13 protein-coding genes are annotated in these 18252 nt (G+C 42.3%); 9 read left to right on the top strand and 4 right to left on the bottom strand.

Annotated features, from left to right (window positions below; genetic code table 11):
* Positions 1 to 265: 265 nt before the first annotated feature.
* The 5 genes from ACJJI5_RS14675 (at position 266) to ACJJI5_RS14655 (ending at position 6192) form a co-directional block, all read left to right on the top strand.
* Positions 266 to 622, top strand: a complete 357-nt coding sequence (locus ACJJI5_RS14675; RefSeq protein ID WP_445354447.1) for a hypothetical protein — start codon at positions 266 to 268, stop codon at positions 620 to 622.
* Between the two features lie 339 nt (positions 623 to 961).
* A complete protein-coding gene (locus ACJJI5_RS14670) occupies positions 962 to 1129 on the top strand; it encodes a hypothetical protein (protein WP_444897618.1) in 168 nt (55 codons plus the stop codon).
* Entirely contained in the window at positions 1093 to 1356 is a 264-nt protein-coding gene (locus tag ACJJI5_RS14665; protein ID WP_444897617.1) for a hypothetical protein, read from the top strand. The genes ACJJI5_RS14670 and ACJJI5_RS14665 overlap by 37 nt, the downstream gene beginning before the upstream one ends.
* Before the next feature lie 1440 nt (positions 1357 to 2796).
* On the top strand, positions 2797 to 4296 hold the full coding sequence (locus tag ACJJI5_RS14660; RefSeq protein ID WP_444897616.1) for a vanadium-dependent haloperoxidase: 1500 nt from the start codon (positions 2797 to 2799) through the stop codon (positions 4294 to 4296).
* Positions 4297 to 4794: 498 nt separating this feature from the next.
* Positions 4795 to 6192, top strand: coding sequence for a tryptophanase (locus ACJJI5_RS14655; RefSeq protein ID WP_444932950.1), 1398 nt, complete (start codon positions 4795 to 4797; stop codon positions 6190 to 6192).
* A gap of 104 nt (positions 6193 to 6296) precedes the next feature.
* Here ACJJI5_RS14655 and ACJJI5_RS14650 read toward each other — a convergent pair whose 3' ends face one another.
* Positions 6297 to 8036 (bottom strand): WD40/YVTN/BNR-like repeat-containing protein, encoded by a 1740-nt coding sequence (locus tag ACJJI5_RS14650; protein WP_445354446.1) that lies wholly within the window; start codon positions 8034 to 8036, stop codon positions 6297 to 6299.
* A 110-nt stretch (positions 8037 to 8146) separates the two neighbouring features.
* Between ACJJI5_RS14650 and ACJJI5_RS14645 the strand changes: the two genes are divergently transcribed.
* Positions 8147 to 8809 carry a hypothetical protein gene (locus ACJJI5_RS14645; protein WP_445354445.1) on the top strand — a complete coding sequence of 221 codons (663 nt, stop codon included), beginning with the start codon at positions 8147 to 8149 and terminating at the stop codon, positions 8807 to 8809.
* The gene (locus tag ACJJI5_RS14640; RefSeq protein ID WP_445354444.1) at positions 8806 to 10776 is read left to right on the top strand and encodes an alpha/beta hydrolase family protein; all 1971 of its coding nucleotides are present in this window, start codon (positions 8806 to 8808) and stop codon (positions 10774 to 10776) included. The genes ACJJI5_RS14645 and ACJJI5_RS14640 overlap by 4 nt, the downstream gene beginning before the upstream one ends.
* Positions 10777 to 10844: 68 nt before the next feature.
* Here the strand turns inward: ACJJI5_RS14640 and ACJJI5_RS14635 are convergent, their stop codons facing one another.
* Both ACJJI5_RS14635 and ACJJI5_RS14630 read right to left on the bottom strand, forming a co-directional pair.
* Positions 10845 to 11612, bottom strand: a complete 768-nt coding sequence (locus ACJJI5_RS14635) for a LytR/AlgR family response regulator transcription factor (protein ID WP_445354443.1) — start codon at positions 11610 to 11612, stop codon at positions 10845 to 10847.
* Positions 11613 to 11628: 16 nt separating this feature from the next.
* A complete protein-coding gene (locus ACJJI5_RS14630; protein ID WP_445354442.1) occupies positions 11629 to 12654 on the bottom strand; it encodes a sensor histidine kinase in 1026 nt (341 codons plus the stop codon).
* Between the two features lie 394 nt (positions 12655 to 13048).
* Between ACJJI5_RS14630 and ACJJI5_RS14625 the strand changes: the two genes are divergently transcribed.
* Positions 13049 to 14866: a haloalkane dehalogenase gene (locus tag ACJJI5_RS14625; RefSeq protein ID WP_445354441.1), complete on the top strand. Its 1818-nt coding sequence runs from the start codon at positions 13049 to 13051 to the stop codon at positions 14864 to 14866.
* Between the two features lie 350 nt (positions 14867 to 15216).
* Positions 15217 to 16986 carry a DUF885 domain-containing protein gene (locus ACJJI5_RS14620; protein ID WP_445354440.1) on the top strand — a complete coding sequence of 590 codons (1770 nt, stop codon included), beginning with the start codon at positions 15217 to 15219 and terminating at the stop codon, positions 16984 to 16986.
* A 96-nt stretch (positions 16987 to 17082) separates the two neighbouring features.
* Here the strand turns inward: ACJJI5_RS14620 and ACJJI5_RS14615 are convergent, their stop codons facing one another.
* Complete coding sequence (locus ACJJI5_RS14615; protein ID WP_444905552.1) at positions 17083 to 18246, bottom strand: acyl-CoA dehydrogenase family protein; 1164 nt, start codon at positions 18244 to 18246, stop codon at positions 17083 to 17085.
* Positions 18247 to 18252 lie beyond the last annotated feature (6 nt).

The raw sequence follows: 18252 nt of genomic DNA, 5'->3' as shown, positions 1-18252 counted from the left end.
GGCTTGTTTGTGTGGAAGCTAACCAGCCTACAGCCAGCTGGCCTCCTTCACTATCGCCACTTGTGTCAGTTATTGCGGGGATCTAGGCAGAATCTTGCCTGAAACATTACTCAGAAAAGAATGTTGATTATAGTGGATTTTGGTGGGCGCTTAAGAGTCGTTATTAAGTTATCAGGAGTAAATATAGGTCACAAATAGGTCGAGATATATATTTAAATGTAGAAACAAGTTTTGGTCATAAAGAGCCTTTTCGGATGTGGCGTATATGCGAGTTTTTGCCGAGGAATGTAGGGTTGATATTGCGCGAAATAGAGAGCTATTCGGGCTGCTTTATTCAAATAAAGGGTTGCCAAATATATTGTCTGACAAGGTTTGTCGGGAGTTCTATAACTATGTACGAGAGTCGGATGAAGATTTAAGAACACTGGGTTATGTCGATAGAAAAGATGCAGATAAAATTATTGCAGAGGGACGAGGGTGCTTTTGTCGGCATGACCATTTTATTGATGATTGGAAACAGAAATCCCTAGCCCATCAAACCTACAAAACTAATGTCAAAAGGGCTAAGCGGCACATGATAGACATAACTACCCTCTCTCCAAGCTTCAGCATTGCTGCTTAAAGAAAATAGCAGGTAATGAATAAATGACAGGGCCGTAATTACATAGTGAAAATTAGGGAGGGTGTTAGAGTGGATGGATTATTTGGAATTGTGGAATATCTTTAATGCCCGCTTGATATGCGGTTCGCTTTGATTGTGCATGAAGTGATGCTCGAGGAACAGCGCGGCGAGATTGACATCACTTTATCCCACAGTTACCTGGGATTCACGGCGGTTGACATGGTGCTATTTCAGGAGGGTGCTGCCGTATTGATAAAGTGAATATTGATCGAGTCGAGCAAAAATATGAACTGATTCACGACCGCAAAAGCGTCTACCAAAGCCAGCCTTTAGGGGGGCATGGCCGTACCGGATCAGGTTACCTTGATTGCGAACTCAACCTATACCGATTTTATTAATGCGCCAATACTATCCAGCGGCGACGATACCTATCTGGGTTATTACATCACCATCGCAGGCAGTAATAGCGCATGGAGCGACGCCACTACCCCGGCCTCTGGGCAATAGGTTACCTGCTTCATGTACGCCTGGGTACCGAAGCAACCCAGCGCTCATCGGGTATGGGCTTTGTCCTGTTGGATCGTAGCACGTTGAGCTATATCCCCACCGAGCGCTACAACGCAAACCAGACACTAACCTTCCACGCCACCAGTAGCGGCAGCTGTGTAATGACCACTACCAGCGCCAGCCATATTGAGTTGGCACCCACCAGCCCGATTTGCGGAATCTCATGAGAGCCACAGAATCCGTCGGTCACTGAAGTTGCTACGTAAAGAAGGCTTTGAAATTGGGCGCTATAGAGTTTGCAAGCTAATGAAAAACTTGGTTTGGCAGTAAAACATAAGAAGCAATTTACTCTAACCACAAATTTCAACTTACAGTTGCTGAGGATTTTCTGAATAGGGGTTTCTCATCGAGTACTAAAAATCAAGTTTGGACTACGGATATCACATATATCTGGACTTTGTAGGGCTGACTATACCTCGCGGTAGTAATTGATCTTTATTCATGCCGGATTGTTAGTTGGTGCTAAGATCGTTAGATAATGACGGCCCAGGTAAGTCATGCACTGAAACAGATATGAGGGCCTATATTGCTTATTGCAATCCACGCAGAATGCATACAACACAGGGGGACATAGCCCCATCGAATTTGAAAGACGTGCTTGAGAAAGCGTCCGGTTATAGTTGACCGCAGCATCTGACCGCACTCAAAAGAAAATGCTTTTGATAATGCTGAACCTAATCCATTGTTGGTTGGCTTATTTCTGAAAGCTACTATAACTGATTTTTCCAGAGCTTTTCAGATGTGTATGTAATACTTTCACGTTTAGACCTTCGCTTATTGGTGCATTGTACTAGCAAGAATGGCACTAAAGTATAAAGTTATCGTTCATAAAGTTCTTCTTGCTAACTATTTTTACTCTTTTTGAGAAGGAGTCTTTTGTTTCGATCGATCGAGAGTGACTGTTTAAGAGATATCGTGTAAGCACCTGTAACTCCCTAGTTAACATAATTCTAGTATAATAAAATCGAACGGTGGATGCTGTTATATATGGCTACAACGACAGTCCCACGTTATTCATTTTCGGGTTAATTGTGCTGTAAGTATTTGGGTGCTCATAAAATAAGATCAATATATCTAATATCAGTAGAAAGTATAATTTAGACAATTTAATGGAAATGTGCTGGATTTACAGTGTTAAGTGCTGCTGTGTTAGTGTTTTTACTGCTATCTGTGTTGGGCTGGCTAATGTTTGTTGAAAATATGTGGTTAGCCAGCAACCCATTTAATCCGAAAAACATTTACTAAAACATAACCTTTTGACTTTGCAGTTTGCTAAGAGAAAACACTGGTTTCCGATATTTGAAAAAACTTGCCAATAATTTGAACCTCAAAAATTACTGTTTCCGTGAACTGGCATCTTTACAAGTAATTACTTTGTAAGTAGTTTCAAGAGCCTGCCTTACTTGTTGGTTTAAATTTTAGGGCCTGATAATTCAGGTGGCATTGACATTAGAAGAATATCGAGAATTATGGTCATTTACTATTGAAATGGGGGAGGGTATAGAGAACAGTCTATTTTAAAGTGTTTTTAGGTGTTTATCATTAAAAAGTGATCGGTAGTTAGGATGCTACATTGGTCACATGGATATAGCAAAAAGGAAAATCCAATGCTAAAAGATGTAACTTATAAAAAAGCTTTAAAAAGTATTATAGGATTAGTATTTGTGTCAGCAAGTTGGCAAGCGCAGGCCATCAGTTGTCCTCAGTTAGAGGATGTTTCATTGCCTCCAAAATGTAGCTCTGAAGAGCTAGGAACTTGTAATGTTGCGGTACAAAATATAATCCCAGCTGCAGCCTGTGCAATCTTCGAAGTGTCTCCGGCTGCAAATGATGCGACGTTGGTACTCCGTTTTACAACGCTTATCACTAACTCCTGGTTTGATGCAACAGCACCTTATCATCCGACAGCAAAGGGCGTTTACTCAGATATTAGTCGAATGACAGAGCCGACAGATAATACTGAGTTAAATATTGCATTGACCTATGCTTCCCACAAAGTACTAAGTGGTTTATTTCCCCATTTGGTATCTGAATGGGATGACATGCTAATTGAGCTAGGGCTAGATCCTGAAAATATTTCAGAAGATACGACGACACCAATTGGTATAGGAAATTATGCTGGTAGAAAAGTTCTGGAAGGACGTGTCAATGATGGGATGAATCAGTTAGGTAATGAAGGTAACCAGCTTTATCATCGCTTGCCTTATGCTGATTATACTGACTTTAAACCTGCTAATTCTGCCTACAAGCTGCGTTTTCCATCAAAATGGCAGCCGGCAGTTTTAATGGAGCGACCAGGCGTATTTCGTGTTCAGCAGTTCGTAACTCCTCAAATTGCATTGACTACGCCCTACAGCTACGAATCTCCTGATGAGTTCAGTTCACCGATACCAATTAAATCCAAAATTTGGAACTACCCCAGTTACGTAGCGCAAGTAAATGATGTATTGGCTACATCAGCGAATTTAACTGATGAGCAGAAGATGAAAGCTGAGCTATTTGATATGAAGATATTCAGCTTAGGCTTCGCTGCCGTTTTTGCATCTGAATCTCAAGGTTTATCCCTGATGGATTTCATACACTATGATTTCCTGACTAATATGGCAGCTTTTGATACTGCTATTGCTATCTGGAAAGAAAAGCGTCGCCATAATTCAGTAAGACCTTTTTCTGCTGTTCGGTATATTTATAAGGATGAACCTGTAACGGCTTGGGGTGGTGCTGGAAAGGGAACTGTGGATGATTTGCCCGCCAGCCAGTGGACTAGCTATCTGCCTGTAGCTGATCATCCCGAGTATCCCTCCGCATCAGCTAGCTTTTGTGCTGCGCATGCCGAGACAAGCCGCTTGTTTTTACCTCAAGGCGATACTTTGGGATATTCTGTAACTGCTCTGTCTGGCAGCTCTCAGATTGAACCTGGTGTAACACCACAAACTGACTTGAATCTATATTTCCCTACCTGGACTTCATTTGAAGAGGACTGTGGTAACAGTCGTGTATGGGGAGGTGTACACTTTGAGCCTTCAGTACCTGCAGGGCAGGCGATAGGTCATCAAGTGGCACATCGTGCTTTTCAGTTTTACCTTTCAAAATTAGAAGGTAACTAAGAGAGATGACGTGGGGCAGAAGAATCACTAATTGATAAGCTCGGATCCAATTAGTATCTTCTGCCTCATTTATAAGTTAGATGTTTCTATTTTGGGACCTCTGTTCATCAATGTTTAAAATGTGAGCTAAGTTGTCATTAGATAATCTTTTATCTCGATACTTGGGAAATCTAGAGTGGCTTCCGGTCACAAGAAATGTAAACCTAAGAACCCGATAATAAGTTCACTCAAGTGACTGAAAAGGCCCTATAGATAATGCAGCCTATTGTACCATAAGTTAAGAAGTGAAATACTTGACAATCATTTTTGACAGAGGAACCTGAATCTCAGTAGGGAACAATATCCCGTTGATGTATTTCTGCAGTTTTTAGATGTTTTACAGGGCTTAACTTTAATTAAAATATAATTCGGTCCTGTTTCTCTTATGCTAATTACTTTACTTATAATAATTGGATTGTTATTACCTGCAGTATGGCAGGTATTGTTAGGATAATTGTGATGAAGCGAATCCCTGAACCCTTCCGTATAAAAATGGTTGAGCCGATCAAGATGACAACCTATAAAGATAGGGAGGTTGCACTCAATAAGGCTGGATTAAATCCGTTTTTACTGCGCAGTGATGATGTCTATATTGACCTATTGACAGATTCAGGCACTGGTGCAATGAGTGATAATCAATGGGCGGGTTTGATGCTTGGTGATGAGTCCTATGCCGGTAGCCGAAACTACTACAATTTGTGCAATGCAGTAGAGCATTTTTTCGGGTATAAATTGGTTGTTCCTACACATCAGGGGCGTGGAGCAGAACAAATTTTGTTTCCTGCTCTGATTGAGCGTATGCGTCAAGTGCGTGGAGGGACGGAGCCTGTATTTATTTCAAATTATCATTTTGATACTACTGCAGGGCATATAGAGTTAAATGGCGGAAAAGCAATTAATGTGGTGGATAAACGTGCTTTTGATACCACGACAGCATACGACTGGAAAGGTAACTTTGATTTACAACGCCTGGTTGCCACTATTGAGGAGCACGGAAGCCACAATGTCTGTGCGATTATAACTACTGTGACCTGTAACAGTTCTGGTGGTCAGCCTGTGTCCATGAAAAATATGCAGGCAGTTTATGAAATTGCTACTAAGTATGATATCCCAGTGGTAATTGATTCGGCTCGATATTGCGAGAATGCTTACTTTATAAAGCAAAGGGAAGAGGGGTATCAAGAGAAATCGATTTTAGAAATTATTCGCGAGATGTATCAATATGGGGACATGTTGACAATGTCCGCAAAAAAAGACCCTATGGTAAATATTGGTGGCCTTTGCTGTATTCGAAACAATGAGGAACTGTTTCAAGCCGTACAAACCCGCTGCGTCCCTATGGAGGGTTTTGTGACCTACGGAGGGATGGCTGGTCGCGATATGGAAGCGCTGGCCCGGGGGCTCTATGAGGCTGCCGATGAGAGCTATTTGAGCTACCGAATTGGCCAAGTGGCCTATCTGGGAGAGCGATTGAGATCTGCTGGAGTACCCATTCAATATCCCACAGGTGGGCATGCAGTTTTTGTAGATGCATCGAAGATTCTTCCCCATATTCCATCAGAGCAGTTTCCGGCACAGGTGTTAACCAATGCGCTGTATCTAGAAGCGGGAATCAGGGCTGTGGAAATTGGCTCTTTACTTCTTGGGCGGGACCCGGATACCGGTGAACAAAAGAAAGCAGATCTAGAATTAATGCGGCTTACTATTCCACGTAGAGTCTATACAAATGATCATATGGATTATGTAGCAGATGCGATTATCGAACTTTGCTCGCGGGCCAATGAATTGCGGGGGCTAGCTTTCGAGTATGAGCCACAAGTTCTACGACATTTTACTGCCAGATTTACAGAGATTTGAGCTATAATTAACTATTTTTTCTATTATAGTAAAACCATTCTTTAGTATATTTTACAACTAAAATAAGGTGGATACATTGGATGTTTGTATCCACCTTATTTTTTCTAGAAATTATCTTGCTGCCTTACCTGGTTCCAGCTGGCCCCTAAGTCGGTCGACTCGTAGAAATCACCATTGGCACCATCGCAGGAAACTAATAAACGATCGGCAACCAGAGGAACTATAGAGGTGCAGTAATCTGTAGGTGGTTTATTGTCTGTAGATATCCAGCTTTTTCCGCCATCCGTTGTTGTTAAGATTCTGTTTTCTGTTTCACGATCCCTACCAGAAAAGTTACTTTGTGAAAAACCAACAATCGCAACGGCTTCATTGTCAGTTGAGAACCAGGGAACGGATCGAAATGTGAAATTTCTATTTATACAGCGATTTCTGGAAGATTTACTCTCTTTACATTCTTTAATGTACGTAGTTATTTTATCCTGGTTGCCATTTTTATCAATTTTGTAATAGGTTGGCTTTCCTGTCCAGGACCAGAAGCCAGCTTCCTCGACACCTAACTGAACTGCGCCTGCGTCAATAATTGCATTTAGGTCAAAATCATCTACTGTTTTTTCGATCATCCAACTTTCAGGATCATAGATGAAGATTTCGCTATTGATTGGCGAAAATATAATACTTCCATACGTTGATTGCTCACGGACAGTTATGTAATTCTGGCCGTTGAATTCAAAAATAGTTGTATTGTATATATGTTGGTCACTCTTGGTGTGGGCTTTCATTTCCCCTATTTTTACTTCCGCAATATGCTTCCATCCTTGACCTGATCTTGAGGAGTATTGATTCAAAAGTTTCCACTTTACTTGTGAATTTGCTACTACTCCCCTATAAATATTCACTTCAAAGTCGCGAGTAACTAGAAGTTCTATCTCTCCTGTATCTAGAAGTTTCAGGTTTTCAATGTGAGTATTATGCTCCAATGATATGTCTAGCCAGTCCCCTTTAGCAGAGCGCCAGAATAGGGCGCCTTCACTCCCCCCGACTACTAGATCACCATGATTGTTTTGTGCGATAGCCGTTAATTCATGATTGGTGTCAACAGCATCAAGCTCCCAGTCCCCGTCGGGAGTACGTTTCATAAATACGCCGACCTTTCCAAGAAAGTAGATGGAATTATCAGGAGAAATATACTCTTCGCTGTATGTCAGGGGGTTCTGTGCAATGGATATATAAGCTGACTCTCGCTCTTCATCATTTTCATCGATATGCCACCCGTTGATTGATTGAGGATCGTATTTTATGAATGGAAAGTGCTTTGCAATTACCTCCCCTTCTTTTGATTCAGGCGCGCGAATCAAAAGGTCAAGGTATCTGTCACCTTGTGGCTTTGGATAATAGATCAAAGTACCAAGATCAGTGACCTCACCCTGCGTAACTGAAAAGGTCCCCAGCTTCTCATCTGCACTTACGAAACGGCTGTACCATCCATTACCGTTTGAATAGAACGCCCGAATGCTACTAATAGAGTAATTCCCTGGTTTGACAGAAGAGGCAAATACCGTTGTACCATTTAGCTTTGGTCGATCCGCAAGGAGACGTTCAGGTTTTATGGCCTTAGACTCGTTTAAGTTTTCCGGGTTAATTGTGAGTTGATTAAACGGCAGGGCAACTCCAGATGCGTTAATGATTCGGGCGACAACAATTCCATCTTGTTCGTTAATAGGGGCGTCTTCTTTCAATGCCGGTAGCATATTAACTTGCACCGCACAACCTTGTAGAAATAATAAACAGACCGTTAAAAGAAGTGGGCAAGACTTAACGTACCTGAGAGCGTTCATCCCTGACATATTATTCTCCATAATTAGAACCAAAGCTTGCCAATTGTATTGCATTTGGCTCTGAGATAGTATTCAAAACGTTGTCACTCATTTATAAATAAACATATGGAAGTGTTATTTTGACACTAAATTTTAGAAGCGTGATGCCGATAGGCTATCAGGCAAGTGGAGTTAATACTCTTCTTAAAGGCATAATATTTGCGGCAATCCTTGTGTCTGAATCAGTAATTGCTCGGGCGCTGTCATTGGTACCCTATGATAGTCCGCCTGAGTTAGAGGGCGGGCGTGGGTATGTTTTGGTAAAGCTCGATGTAGGAGGTACTGCGCCCTCAATAGAGTTTGCTAAGATGTACGCTAATGGAAATAAATACCTGCTGAGTGGGCAAAAATATAAACTGCGAAAGAAAGGTCGTTATAAAGTCAGCCTCAAGGATAAGTCCGAAGGCTTTTACCTGATGACAGTCCCTGCTGGCCTGTACCAAATTACCCAAATAAATGCACCTTACTTCAATCTTCCCTACAAACTAGATACTGCTAAGCGGCGCACATGGCGTTTTCATGTGGAAGCCGGAAAAACAAATTATATTGGCAGCTTGTTTATAGGTAAGCAAAGAAAGTCAGATACGGTAGAGGTCTATTTCAAAAATCGAATAGCAACAGATTTAGATGGAGTTCAAGAAGCCTTAAACTCATTAACTGAGTTGTATCCTCTGGTATCTGGTGCGGGAGTGCAAGATGAATTCTTGCAAAGTTGGTTAAGTCCTCTGGAGATAAATCAATGATTGTTTTTTTTCGAGGGGCTTTATTGGTTTTGTTATGCATTCTGGTGAAAATTGGTCCAGTAGTAGCAATGCCAGCAGAAAGCTACTTTAAATCGGTTGATACTATAACAGCACAGGTTAGTCCAGATGGAAGGTTGGTAGCGTCCATTAAGCAGAGTGACGCTAGTCAAAAGTTAGATATTTGGAGTCGTAAAGATGGATCTAGTCATACCCTAATTGATCTCGAAACATTGACTTCCAGGGATGCATCAATTCAATTTATCCGTTGGGTTGGCCCAAAGTATCTTGTTGCCCAGTTTAAGGAAGTCAAGAAGGGTGTTAAAAATTTACTAGATACCAAGCCAGCTTATCGACTATTAGTGCTTGATGTATCAGGCTCCGAAGGCCAGCCTCCAGAAATATTTGAGGTAAAAACGCCGGGTTGGTTGGTCCATGCGTTGCCAAACAGGCCGGGCCATTTTCTGTATGCAAAAAGTGGGATTTACTCCAAGGTATACAGTATTGACGTATCTAAGCTTAACCGATTTAAACAGAAAGCAAGTAAACTTTTACGAAAAGATGGAGGCCAGTTTACAGTTCAGAATGAAGTGGCGTCGGTTGAAGGGTATGCGATACGCTGGTTTTTTGATCCATCAGGCCAGCCAAAGTCCGTTTTGTTTTTCAATGACAGCAAGCTTCATCTGAGTAAAGTTGTTGATGGAAACTCTACCGCCCCAATAAAGAGTTGGTCTGAAGAAGAGTTGGAAGAGGAGCCCGCTCCCGGAGCAGAGCATGGAGTCCTTATACCGGTATCTATAAGTCCGGAGTCTGGAACTTACTTTTGTTTAGATACTAATTCGGAGAAAGATCGGGTAGTTTACCGCTGCAATTTCACTAGTGGAGAACAGGGCATAGCTTATCGATCTGATAGCTACGATATTATCGATCTGGTAATAGAGCAATCGACAGGGGAGTTGATTGGTGTAAAAGTCGTTCATAATGGACGGTTAGAATATCAATACATTGATGAGGATAGACAAGAAAAAAATGGCATGGCGAGTCTACTAAAAACAACAGTAGGAAGAAGCCTCGATAGTACTATAGAGCTTTACTATAGTGAGAGCCACGGCCAACCAGGACGTTATTTCATTAGCAGGAAAAACCAGAAAATTGACCAGCTAGTGGCCTCAAAATTTCCACATTTAAATGATCAGCTTGAGAGTCGCCAATACCACGACCAGGTTAAAGTGGAGGGATTGGATATTCCCTATATATTGACCATGCCAAAAGGTAACGGGCCATTCCCTCTTATAGTTATGCCACATGGTGGCCCTCTTGGCGTTTTTGACCATCAGTATTTTGACTACTATACACAGTTCTTTGTGGCGAATAATTATGCCGTTTTAAGGGTGAACTATCGAGGATCGAGTGGTTATTCAACTGAGCTGGAGGAAGCGGGTGTTCAGCAGTGGGGTAACTTAATGCTTGAAGATATATTTCAAGCAACAAAGGTGGTAAGTGACCGAAGCGATATTTTGTCTTCGGAAATTTGTTCTGTTGGAATGAGTTATGGTGGATATGCTGCACTAATGATGGCTATCAAACACCAGCAATTGTTCCGCTGTGCAGTCAGTGTGGCCGGTGTCACAGATGTTAACCTCTACCTGAACTCACCCTATGCAACTGAGGCTCAAAGTAAGTGGATGCAGGAGAATGTTGGAGATACTGTTAAAGACTATGGCAAACTGAAGGACATTTCACCGGTATATCTGGCACAAAACCTCCAAAGGCCTGTATTTATTATTCATGGTGAGAAGGATGAAACTGTTGATGTTGAACATATGTACCGCATGAATATGATGTTAAGTAAGTTTGATAAGGACTATGAGTGGAAACTATATCCAGATATGGCTCATGGCCCTACTGATAGTGAGCACCATAGAGCTATTTTTGGGTCGATCATCAGTTTCCTTAAAAAGAACATGTAGGTTTCTGGGATTATGGAGGCTCGGAGTAATTTCATAGCAGTATTTGTGGGATTACTTAGAGCCATCTATTACCCAATTAGAGAGCTAGCTGAGACTTTAATACTCTCCTTTAAGATGGAAAGAAAACTGCGAGATACTGGGATAAGTGTATCTGTTCCGGAAAGTCGGACAAAATGGCGTCGTGACTGTAACTTTAATTCAAGGATTCTATGGCTGTTAATGATGTAGCTTCGATGTAATCGGTAAAAAGTTTCCTTAGGTAGCTGCTCACTGAAACTGTCAAGTGTCATATCTGAAATAATGGTATTTGTATTGTGGGATTTAACTCCTGTCTCGGTAAGGTGGATGCGACGATAACGACCGATACTGTCGATATAGTTAATTTGGTCATATTCAAATATCTTCATTTGATTGTAATCACTCAAAACCAATCGGTTTCCGCTTGTCGAAGACGTCTGTTGCCCTAAGGCATACATCTCTTGCCGTAATATCTTGCGAATGCTTTTCTTTATTAATTCTGGATGAGCAGGCTTTGTCAAATAGTCAATTGCATTTGTGTCAAACGCACGCAGGGCATAGTGCTGATAGGCTGTTAGGAAGACAAGTTGATAGTTTATATGTTGAGTTGCATTGGCCACATCAAAGCCATTCACCTCTGGCATTTCAATGTCAAGGAATACGATATCAGGGCTTTTAGTTATGATCTGCTTTATTGCTGACTTCCCATCAGTTACTTGCGCCACAACTTTCAATTCATCGAAGGTGTTGATTACTTCTATTAAATTGGATCTTGCTGCAGGTTCATCATCGACAATAAGTACCTTTTTAGTATTCATTTTCGCTATTTTCAACCTACGAGGTTATGGATGAATTTACTTGTGGGAAGCGAATTTTCAAACTTGCTCCTTCACCGCTTGAATTTAACTTGAGGGCGTGGTTGTCACTGAAGTTGACTCTTAATGTTTGAGTAAGAATACGTAATCCTTCACCATAAGTGATATTCTTGTCATCAAAGCATGCCCCTGTATCCTGAACTTCCACTTCTATGTAGCTATTATTTAGTTCCACATTTACACTCACATGACCACTTTTAGCGTAGGGTGCAATACCGTACTTTATGGCATTTTCCACAGCTGGCATTAATAGTAATGAAGGTATATTCATTCCATTCAAATTTTGTGGGCAGTCAATATCAAAGGTAAATCGATCCTCAAAGCGCTTTTGCTGCAGCAAGAGGTATAACTCGATTAATCTTAGTTCTTCCTCAATAGTTATCCATTGGGTTTTGGTTAAGTTGATTGTGTCGCGCAATAAATCGGAAAGGCTGTAAATGAGCTCTTTAGCTTTTGATGGGTGCTGAATGACCTCTGATGCAATCAAATTTAGAGTGTTAAATAGAAAGTGAGGATTTGATTGCATTTTAAGTATTTGTAGCTCTGCCTGTTGTGCATGAAGCTGCGAGCGATAGAAGAAACTTTGCTGTTGAAATATATATATGGCAAAAATATAAACTGTGGATTCAAGTAGCATTATCGCCAATGGTAATATTTTAATATCAGGTACTTTAAAAGTTAATGGGGGTTCTACGATCGGTGCAATGCTTATAAATAGAAAAATGACTACAATTGGTCTAAGTAAGTAGGTGTGTTTTTCTTTTAATAATCGTAGAGGGCTGTTGGGAAGATTTTCAATAAAAATGAAAAGAAGGTGACAAAAAATAAATGTTCCCCATATTTTAGCTGTAGCCAACAGGAAGAGGTGGGGGGTTAGTGACTCAAATGAATAAAGTGTAGCAGAGACGATAAAGATATTCACCCATGGCCATATTAGAAGAAATATCCATGCTTGGATCTTATTTATTTTGCGAAATTCAAACAAGGTTCCTTGCCTATATTGCATTCAACATCGATTTTATATATCAAAATATTAACAGTGAATGATATAGGTAATCTCATATGAAAGAAACTTGCCATTTGCTCCATTGAGCTTGAAATATGCACCGTTCATACAAAACATTCTCGATTGCAAGCAAATTTTTAAGTGTCTAAGCATAAGTTTATGTATCTCTGGTTTTTAAATTGGCGGAAGTTGGTCATGTGCTTTTTTATAGAGTTTTCCCTGTTTAATTAATGATAAAACTTTTAACAGTTCTGGTCGTGCGGAGATTTTCACCATCCGCACAATTCTGTCATAGGTGGATGCTCTGATGGTGATATGAATATCCTCTCCAGTTAAAGGAATTTTTATTTAATGTAAAAGGAAGGTTTATATTATGAATTATTCTTTTGTCTCTATATCTAAAACTCCCCAATATATCTCTCTATTCCGGTGTCTGTTCGGTATCTGCTTTTTGGGTTCCCTATTGGTTGCTTGTGACTCGGATGACTCTGAAGATGTCTCAGGGACAGAGATTCCCTTAGTTACAGGCCCAAATAGCGATGCTTGTAAATTGTCTGAAAGTGAAATACATGCAACCGCTACGGGTTTGGAATATATTGTTACTCCCGATGCCTGTTTTGACTCCCTTTCAGGATATGAGTTTGAGCCAAGTTACGTAGAAATTGACGGCTTAAATATGCATTACGTGGATGTTGGGCCTGATAATGGTGAAGTTATACTGTTACTACATGGTCAACCCAGCTGGTCCTATTTATACCGAAAAATGATCCCGATCCTTGCTGATGCCGGTTACCGAGTGATTGCACCAGATAATATTGGAATGGGAAGGTCAGACAAGCCGATCGACGTCACAGTTCATCAATATGAACAACATGTTGCTTGGACTAAGGCGTTTATTGATAAGTTAAATTTAACTGATATTAATCTATTTGTACAAGATTGGGGAAGTGTTATTGGTCTTCGTATTGCAGGTGATATGCCACAAGTTATCGGAAGGCTAGTTGTCGCGAATGGTGACCTTCCGGTGATTCCATTGGGGGGAAATCCTTATATATACCCGACTTTTGAGATTGATGAATCACTGGGTGATGCAGAAACATTCTTTACTTCAAAATCGACTGATAGGGTGGAGGGATTCCAACAATGGATTAACTATGCCTCTAGTGTACCGGAATTAATTGCTGGAGATGTGGTACAAACATTGACTATTAACCTGCTAAGTGATGAGGAAGTAATTGCGTATAACGCCCCCTACCCAAATATTGAGTATAAAGCGGCAATACGAGCATTTCCTGCGATGATGGTAGGTATTGAAATGCAGAATTTTTCTGCCTGGAAAACACTTGGGGCTTTTCACAACCCTTTTATGTTTAATGCCGGTGAGTATGATATCAACTTGGGGAGTATTGAAACGCAACAGAAGTGGGTGGAGCATGTACCAGGTTCGGATGATGGTGATCATAGGCGCTTTGCTGCAGGCCACTTTATTCAAGACGATGTAGGCGAGGAATTGGCCATACACTTTTTAGATTTCTTGCGAAATACTACGGTTGAGGAACCATTGCAAGCTGGCGGTCCACTCTTTAATTTTCGCTATTGTGAGATATTACTGTCTTATCTAGACGGAGCTGAGGAGTCAACAGAGATTTGGGGTACCCCGGGTGTTAATTTTTGTCCCCAAAATCAGTGGGATGCTATCAACTTCAGCGATATAGAAATTGAGTATGGTGCGCTTTTTGCAATTCCTAACGGGCCGCGTTTTTTTGTGGTGGATGAAATTTTAGGTGGCGATATTGTCTCACCTAGTCCGGATGATGAACACCGTTTTTTCGGTGACTTAGAAATGCGCTTATTGACTACCATGAATTATAGTTCTGATCTCGGAGAGAGTGTTTCCTATATTCCTGGACAAGTACTAAGGAATAATACTTGGTTGTTTTATGAAGGCCGTCGTGTTTATGAGCTAACTGATATCAATGGGCAGGTGTATATTATGCAATCATTTAGTCGTATTGAGGTCTCTGATCTTCAGTTTGACGATTTAAAAGACCTGGGAAGTCGCCTCAATCTGCCAGAAGGCTGGACATTTAGAAGTCGCATTCTAAGTGAGCCATTAGAAGTCTCCGCCATCGATGGTATTGCTGAGGTGGTACAAGACGACTTAGGTAATAGCTACCAGTTAGTGCCGTAATATAAATGAAGTAACATTCATCGGTGTTATAAGGAATTACTGTTCTTTAAGAAGCCCATTTTTATTAAAGTGGGCTTCTTATGCATAGCCATACCCTTCAAGTGCATAGGTTAAGGGAGGTTTAGGTGGTCTCTATGTCAAGTTGCTAGCGCTTTTTACTTATGACTCTGCCAATTAAACGAGTTCCGCGCTCTATCTCTGGGATTTATCTATAAATATCCTCGCTTCGCCGATATTCCGCATTTGAGGTGTTGAAACTCATTTTGTTACAGTGCCTACTATAAAACAGGAAGTTGAAGTTTTCTTTGTAGAAACCTTTTTAATGAGTTTTATGTTGCGGTCTTATAAGAATGATTAATGTAAAAAGAGCGGGTTTAGGTGTATTGGTAGTTTCATCGGTCCTAATGGGATGCTCAGTTACTGATAACCAAACTGATGTGGCCGGTAGGGAAGCTATTGACAACTCGGCACTACTCCATGATCTAGCGGATCAATATGCCGAAGCTTATTTAGAAAACTTCCAGCCGTACGCTTACTTCTCAGATATGGAGCTGGACAGGCACAACCTTTTTTTAAGTAATTCCCCCAGTAACGCTGCCTCTCTAGCGGCATCTGAGGACAGAATACTCAATAAATTGACAGAGATAGATCTTAATGGCCTAAAAAGTGATCAAGAGAAGGTATTCTACTTCAAACTGAAAGAGCGATTAGAGTCCAATGTTGGCCTAAGGGTGTGTAAGACTGAACTCTGGTCTGTTGATCATATGTTTGGGCCTCATATCATTCTTGGCTTTTTGACCGAGGTTCAGCCGGTTGAAACAGCCCAAGAAAAGGCAGATGCGATTGAACGTTGGCTTGACGCGGCTCGTTACTATGAGCAAGAAATAGCCAATCTCCGCCGGGGGTTAGAGCAAGGCTACTCCGCACCTCAGAGTGTGGTTAAGCGAGTCATTCAGCAAGTTGATGGCTTGACCCAAGTACCTATCGATGAGCACCCGTTCTTGGGGTTAGCGAAGAAAGCTGGGGACCCTGAGTTTGAAGCTGCATTCAAGCAAGTGCTTTCAGATCACGTTATCCCCTCAATGGAGAATTACAAGAATTTTCTAGAGTCTGCCTATTTACCTGAAGCTAGAGCGGAGCTTGGTATCCATGCGATTCCTAATGGCCGTGAATGTTATATGGCTCAGTATCGTTCTTATACGACTTTGCAGAGAACACCTGAAGAAGTTTTTGAGTTGGGTTTAAGTGCTGTCAACTCAAACAAGAGCGAAGTGGTTCGCTTAGGCAAGGAGTTCTATCAAGTAGATTCCTACTCTGAGGCAGTGGCAAGGGCCAGTGAGGATAAGACTCAGAAATTTAATAGCGCTGATGAAATGCATCAGTTTTATGAGCGCCTGGTAGATAAGTCTAGAGATTTAACCGTTGACTTCTTCCATGAAATGCCTTTGATCGAAATGGAAGTAAAAGCTATCCCTGAGCATGAACAAGGTTCAGGTCGCAGTGCGCACTATATTCCGGGCACCAAGGAGCGCAAGGCGAGATTTGGATATGACCCGGCAACTTATAAGGATGAGTCTTACGCTTCTGCAGAGAAGGTTACTATCCACGAAGGGTACCCGGGCCATCATATGCAAATTGCTCTCGTACAAGAGCAAGAAAAGTTTCACAAAATAGAAGATGCTTTGTCTAACTCTGCATTTGCTGAAGGTTGGGGTAGGTACTCTGAACATCTAGCGGAAGAAGCGGGAATGTATCAGTATGGGTCAACCAAGATCCTAAGGAGAGCATGGCCTGCGCGAGGTATGGTAGCGGACACCGCAATGCATGTACTCGGTTGGAGTGATGAAAAGGTTGCGGAGTTTTTGCAGGATTCTGGCGCTTCATTTGCAAAAGGCCCGAGGACTCTGATGGACCGAATGGCGGTTATGCCTGCGCAGCTTACCTCTTATGATTCTGGTGCACTCGAGATTTTCGCCTTGCGAGAACTGATGCAAAATGAACTTGGTGAAGACTTCGATATTAAGGACTTCCATGAAATCATTCTGAGAAATGGCAATGTTCCTATGGCGGTACTAAGTGAGCAGGTAAGGGACTTTATCGAAGAAAAGAAGCAGGGTTAATTTAAGCGGGATTTTCGCTAACTCAGTCCCACATCCATGCGGGACTGAGTTATAAATAGGCTTAGCAAGGCTTTTATCCTTGCCTTAAAGGCTACCTTAAATCCCCATTTGCCTGGACGCTAGATCCCGCATAATTTCTTCAGATCCGCCACCAATCGCATTCACCCGCACTTCACGATAGATTCGCTCAACACGGCTGCCGCGCATATAGCCAGCGCCGCCCAATACCTGCATAGCCTCCCGAGCGCAGAACTCAAGGGTTTCTGTGGCTTGGACTTTGAGTAGTGCGATATCCGCTACTTTGAGCTGATGTTGTTGCTCTGCCCAGGCACAGAGGTCCAGATAGGCTTGGGTGGCATTGATACGTTGAAGCATCTGGGCAAACTTGTGTCGAATCACCTGGTGATTGGCGAGACGCTTTCCGAAAGTCTGGCGCTCCTGGGCCCACTCAATGGCGTCCTGCAAACAGACCCGGCTGAACTCTACACAAGAGGCGGCAATGCCCAGGCGCTCGCGATTGAAGTTGTGCACTATGGGTAAGAAACCTTGGTTCTCACCGCCAATTAGATTGCTCGCAGGGACGCGCACCTGCTCAAAAAAGATACTGGCCGTATCGGAGCACCACCAGCCCTGCTTTTTATCGAGCAGCTGCCGGCTAACGCCTTCGGCATCCGCAGGGATTAAGAGCAGGGAGATACCGCCGAAGCCTTCCTCGCCAGTGCGCACGGCAGTAGTAAACCAGTTAGCGCGCATACCGCCGGTGATATAGGTCTTTTCGCCGGTAACGATATAGTCACCCCCATCACGCTCTGCGCGGCACTGAAGATTGGCTACATCGGAGCCTGCGCCTGGCTCGGTAACAGCCAGGGAAATATGCTTTTCGCCACGTAATACCGAGGGAATAACCTGATCTTTTAGGGCCTCACTGCCATAGTGCAATAATGGGGGCAGGGCAATGCCGTGGACCATTAGGCTGGCGTAGAGGCCACCAGCGCCGGGGCGGGCTAACTCCTCTGCGGCAACAATCATATGGAAGACATCGGTTTCGATGCCGCCGTAGTTTTCCGGATAACTCATCTGCAGAAGGCCAACTTCTGCGGCTTTTTTCCAAAGCTCGGCGGGTAGCTGGCCGTCTTCGTCCCATTCAGTAATGTAGGGAGTAATCTCGCGGTCGACAAAGCGGCGCAACTGGGTGCGCCATTCCTGATGGCCTTCGTCATAGAAGGGGCTTGCCATACGGGAGGCATCAATATCGTACATGCTGAT

The sequence above is a fragment of the Microbulbifer maximicatervae (SeqCode) genome, from assembly GCF_052467955.1.
The sequence above is the reverse complement of the archived record's forward strand: the minus strand, read 5'-3'. Positions and strand labels throughout refer to the sequence as shown.

Coding starts and splice junctions, on each gene's coding strand:
- ACJJI5_RS14665 (WP_444897617.1), top strand. CDS start 1,093: ATGGAGCGACGCCACTACCCCGGCCTCTGGGCAATAGGTTACCTGCTT.
- ACJJI5_RS14635 (WP_445354443.1), bottom strand. CDS start 11,612: ATGAATACTAAAAAGGTACTTATTGTCGATGATGAACCTGCAGCAAGA.
- ACJJI5_RS14640 (WP_445354444.1), top strand. CDS start 8,806: ATGATTGTTTTTTTTCGAGGGGCTTTATTGGTTTTGTTATGCATTCTG.
- ACJJI5_RS14660 (WP_444897616.1), top strand. CDS start 2,797: ATGCTAAAAGATGTAACTTATAAAAAAGCTTTAAAAAGTATTATAGGA.
- ACJJI5_RS14650 (WP_445354446.1), bottom strand. CDS start 8,036: ATGTCAGGGATGAACGCTCTCAGGTACGTTAAGTCTTGCCCACTTCTT.
- ACJJI5_RS14655 (WP_444932950.1), top strand. CDS start 4,795: ATGAAGCGAATCCCTGAACCCTTCCGTATAAAAATGGTTGAGCCGATC.
- ACJJI5_RS14675 (WP_445354447.1), top strand. CDS start 266: ATGCGAGTTTTTGCCGAGGAATGTAGGGTTGATATTGCGCGAAATAGA.
- ACJJI5_RS14620 (WP_445354440.1), top strand. CDS start 15,217: ATGATTAATGTAAAAAGAGCGGGTTTAGGTGTATTGGTAGTTTCATCG.
- ACJJI5_RS14625 (WP_445354441.1), top strand. CDS start 13,049: ATGAATTATTCTTTTGTCTCTATATCTAAAACTCCCCAATATATCTCT.
- ACJJI5_RS14615 (WP_444905552.1), bottom strand. CDS start 18,246: ATGTACGATATTGATGCCTCCCGTATGGCAAGCCCCTTCTATGACGAA.
- ACJJI5_RS14670 (WP_444897618.1), top strand. CDS start 962: ATGGCCGTACCGGATCAGGTTACCTTGATTGCGAACTCAACCTATACC.